Source organism: Vibrio sp. YQ_11 (genome assembly GCF_043103065.1).
In the GTDB taxonomy this organism is placed as follows: domain Bacteria; phylum Pseudomonadota; class Gammaproteobacteria; order Enterobacterales; family Vibrionaceae; genus Vibrio; species Vibrio parahaemolyticus.
Genome location: NZ_JBICJM010000030.1, coordinates 1 through 4,143, shown reverse-complemented (window position 1 = coordinate 4,143; position 4,143 = coordinate 1). Strand labels below are relative to the sequence as shown.

4 protein-coding genes are annotated in these 4,143 nt (G+C 39.2%); all 4 read right to left on the bottom strand.

The annotated features are described in order from the left end of the window. Nucleotides 1–116: 116 nt before the first annotated feature. Entirely contained in the window at nucleotides 117–905 is a 789-nt protein-coding gene (locus tag ACF8EG_RS12305) for a DUF2971 domain-containing protein (protein ID WP_069507186.1), read from the bottom strand. A 149-nt stretch (nucleotides 906–1,054) separates the two neighbouring features. Then, nucleotides 1,055–2,263, bottom strand: coding sequence for a deoxyguanosinetriphosphate triphosphohydrolase family protein (locus ACF8EG_RS12300; RefSeq protein ID WP_069507188.1), 1,209 nt, complete (start codon nucleotides 2,261–2,263; stop codon nucleotides 1,055–1,057). A gap of 160 nt (nucleotides 2,264–2,423) precedes the next feature. Continuing rightward, on the bottom strand, nucleotides 2,424–3,332 hold the full coding sequence (locus ACF8EG_RS12295) for an AbiJ-NTD4 domain-containing protein (RefSeq protein ID WP_069507189.1): 909 nt from the start codon (nucleotides 3,330–3,332) through the stop codon (nucleotides 2,424–2,426). 134 nt (nucleotides 3,333–3,466) lie between these two features. After that, nucleotides 3,467–4,126, bottom strand: coding sequence for a hypothetical protein (locus tag ACF8EG_RS12290; protein WP_069507195.1), 660 nt, complete (start codon nucleotides 4,124–4,126; stop codon nucleotides 3,467–3,469). Nucleotides 4,127–4,143 lie beyond the last annotated feature (17 nt).

Here is a 4,143-nt window from a genome sequence, read left to right as displayed (position 1 = left end):
ATTAAGGTGTGAGCCACGCAACCACTACACTCAATTTGGACACCGTAAACACAAAACTAAACCTAAACCAAAAATGCCAAGCGTGGGGAATCACTCTTAAATTGTTTGTTATGTGATTAGATCGCACCCAACTCTTTTGCTTTGATGTGGGATGTATAGAAAAACTCCTCAAACTCTAAGCCGAATTTATCTGCACATTTTTTCCCTTGCCAAAAACGCACATTCGGGGTTTGTCCTTGTAAAATGAGACAAATAATTTCAACAGCTGCGTTATCCATTTCAGAGCCAAAATAGACCCCAGTCAACGATTCTTGTCGGTAGGTATATGCCAACGGGGCTTCAGAATGTATACAACGCCATTCATTTTCATAGCACCAAGCGGTGGACTTAGTATGAAGCAATTCGAGAACTGGCTCATAGTTGCCATCGACAACCAAAACTTCAGCGTCTAGCTTGGGAAAATTATCAACATATTTTACTTTTCTGGCTTTATTAAATGGTTCAAGTGAAGTTTCAAACTCCAAGCAAAAACCAGTATGCTTTGAAGCATAATGAGACCACATTAGAAGATTGTCATAATCACTTGAGAAACAAGAAACACCTTTTCCTATTAAAGTTGTACCTAGTATTTCGTGCATAGCCTTTTCTAACATCCCATACAAAGAACTATCAGTCATATCTTCAAGCTGCTTGACGCCAAGCTCAGGTAAATCTCCACGATCGATAAAACTCTTACGAAACCTAGATAGTGATTCAGGTTTTAGGTCTAGACTAATTGGAAGCGAGCAATCAAATGGGTCGTTGAATTGACTTGGAAGTGAAAAATAAATTTGACCATTTTTTAGATTAGCCAAAGCTTGAGTGGTAACACTCTCATATTTATACAACTTTTGGGGAATACTCATTTTTTGTCCTAATCACATAACGCCGCATTAAGGTGTGAGCAACGCTACCACGGAATTAAACCATACCACCGTAAACACGAAACCCAACGATGGAATGAAAAATGCCAAGCGTTGGGAATCACTCTTAAATGCTTTGTTATAAGCCAACTCTACTTAAAATAGAATTTATCTGCGCTACCCTTACCAAAGTACTTTTCATACTCCTGAGCTGCATATGAGTCCATCATGCCTGAGATGTAGTCAGTAACTAAGCGAGTTTTGCAGTCATTAATTGAACGCAATTCTGGTGGTAGTAAGATGTTATCTTTGTTGTATTTTTCATCAGAATAAACCTCAAACAAACCACGAATAATCTGCTCTCCTCTTCGCTCGTAAAGCTGAATGTCTTTCTTACGAAGAATTGCTTTAAACAACAGTTTTTTCAGCCCCTCAGCTAGTTTTGCATGTTCTTTGTAACCTAAACAACCATCAACTAAACCAATGTCAGAGCATAAGGTATTAACTATTTTTGACGTCAGCTCTTTCTTGAGAACGATTGCATACTCTTCTGACGTACCACTACGACTAGCTTTCATAGCCACACCTTGCGCATCTTTCGCAATCGTAGCCATGGTTGGGTATGCATCTTTGAACTTGTCGCTAATGCTAAACTCATGAACTATTTCACCTAAACTGATCATGCCAAAGCTTAGTGCATCCTCTAAGTCATGTGCTGCATAGGCAATTTCGTCCGCTAAATCCATTATCTCAGCATCAATACTCTTGGTGACAATAACTCCTTTACTTTCAAGTTCGCCTTTTAAAAAGTCATAATCGGCATCGTATAAGAACTTTTTACTGTTCTGCTGCTTATTGAAGAAGTATTTGGTAATAGCCATGAGAGTGCGCACATTTAGGTTTAGCCCCGGATACGCGTAATGTTTCTTTTCTAAAGTACGTAAGATTCGGAATGCTTGAGCATTTCCCTCGTAACCACCACACCCTGAACTCAAGTCGTTAAGTACAACTTCGCCGTAATGTCCAAAAGGCGGGTTACCAATATCATGTGCTAGTGATGCAGTTTCAGCTACAACCGTATGCTGCAACTTGAGGTCGTAAGCAATGGAGCGAGCAATTTGTGCCACTTCCAAACTATGCGTGAGTCGGTTTCGATTGAACTTATTAGCATCTACACCAAGCAATTGCATCTTACCTTGCAGACGTCTAAAAGATGATGAGTATAGAACTCGTGCATAATCACGCATCAGATCTTGGCGGTGCTCAGAACGTCCATCATCGTGCTCGTGTACACGATACTCCAATTTAGAGATTATGTTCTCTTGCTCTCTCGCATACTCAATTACTTCATTATCGTACATATTTTTCTCTTTATTAATTATCTAACCAACTAACCTTGGCTTATAACGCCCTGTTAAGGGGTGAGCAACGCAATACCGAAGCCGCCGCATACCACCTTAAACACTAAAACCAACGCATAGTGAAAATGCCACGCGTTGCGAATCCCTCTTGAACAGTTTGTTAACCCAATTTTTTCGTTAGCAGTGACATAAAACTTGCAAGCCTATGAAATAAATACTCAATATGGTCACTGTCAGAAAGCTTTACCTGACTCATTTCTGAGTGACGGATGAAGAACGTATTTCCTATGCTTGTTAGTTTTCTAGCTTCTTCCTCAAGTTCAGCCCGAAACTCTGTATCAGACGAGCAACTGTCTAGCAAAATAGTCATTGATTGCTTTTTATTCTCTGGATTAGAGACCGTTTTTATACGTTCAAACGCATCCCAGAGCTCTTTCAAAGCTTCATATCTAACCCGCACATCAGGGTTGCAAATTTTTGTATTTGCATGCTCAAGTAGATCATTCAGTGCTTGCTCTGACGTTTTTTGAGTCCTCTGAATAACTGAAGTAAGTGAGCTGCTCACAACTCTGACAATTTGACCATCCCCAAGCAACTCATAAGCCAAACCGTTTCGGGTAAAAATGGTATTTATCTTTTTTAAGAATTCATCTTGTGCAGTTTGAATGTCAAATGAAGCAATATGATGATGACCGTAAAACTGATGATATTGACCCAGCACTGGCTTACTGACATTGATATAACAGAACTGAATAAGATCAAGTACATCTAGATAGCTAGGTGTGAATGGTACTTCTTTAGAAACCCAACTATCTGGGTTTTCTTCTTGCTCTGTTACAAAAGGATATTCAATCTCTAGAATTTCCGCTTGAAGTGCTGATGAAAACATTTTTTCATTAGTTCCATAACAACCTTGACCATCAGGGCAAAGTTCAGGAAACCTCTCACCAAAACACCCAGTGTCAATTAGACCTTGAATATAAGCGGTCAGTCCAAGCCACACATTGTGCGGAATTTCATTTTTTGTTTGAGGCAAAGCGCCTCTTTCTGAATCACTAAAGTACTTCATAGTTACCTAAATTGGGTTAACGCCCTGTTAAGGTGTGAGCAACGCAATACCGAAGCTACCGCATACCACCTTAAACACTAAAAGCAACGCATAGTAAAAATGCCACGCGTTGCGAATCACTCTTAAACAGTTTGTTAGGGCAATTTGAACCCCTTGCGCTTTTGAGATATTTTTTTCGAAAGCTCTAAGATGCCTATTTTGTCTCGCAAAGCATCAATTACAATACGAGCTGTAATTGCTCCTAAATAAACTCCAGAAACGATGCCTGTGATTAAAGGTGATAAGTTGAATATTTCTTCGGAACCCAATGCTTTAACATATGCCAAGTAGATCATGATGATAGCTGGAACAATACCGAGTTTATCAACAATTCCAACAAGGAAACCTACCCTCGATTCTAAATACCTAATGCGATCCTCAAAGAGAACCTTAACGCAGTCTATGCTGTCATCACCGAAGGTTGAAATTTCTTCCGCGACTATATAGTCCGACCGATATCTTTCATTTATATTTTTTAAAGTTTCTTTTGTTGCCCCCACAAAGAAGCTAACTGTAGAAATGAATGAGGACAATGAATACAGTACAAGAAATGCAAAAAAAGCAAATAACGATATGTAAGAAGTGGTAGCGTCACCTAATAGAGCTGCAATCAAAGCAATAGCTAAAGATACAACTCCCGCCAGAAATGATAGTGCTTCCATTTTATTGGCAATAAAAAAGTTCTTAACATTGTTTAGTGCACTCTCTTTCGATATAAAGCATTCAATGATCGAGCCAATATCATCACTGTTCAAAATATACTCCTATTGCC

Bases quoted from the DNA above. Each gene is read 5' to 3' on its own strand.
- ACF8EG_RS12305 (WP_069507186.1), bottom strand. From the start codon at position 905: ATGAGTATTCCCCAAAAGTTGTATAAATATGAGAGTGTTACCACTCAA.
- ACF8EG_RS12295 (WP_069507189.1), bottom strand. From the start codon at position 3,332: ATGAAGTACTTTAGTGATTCAGAAAGAGGCGCTTTGCCTCAAACAAAA.
- ACF8EG_RS12300 (WP_069507188.1), bottom strand. From the start codon at position 2,263: ATGTACGATAATGAAGTAATTGAGTATGCGAGAGAGCAAGAGAACATA.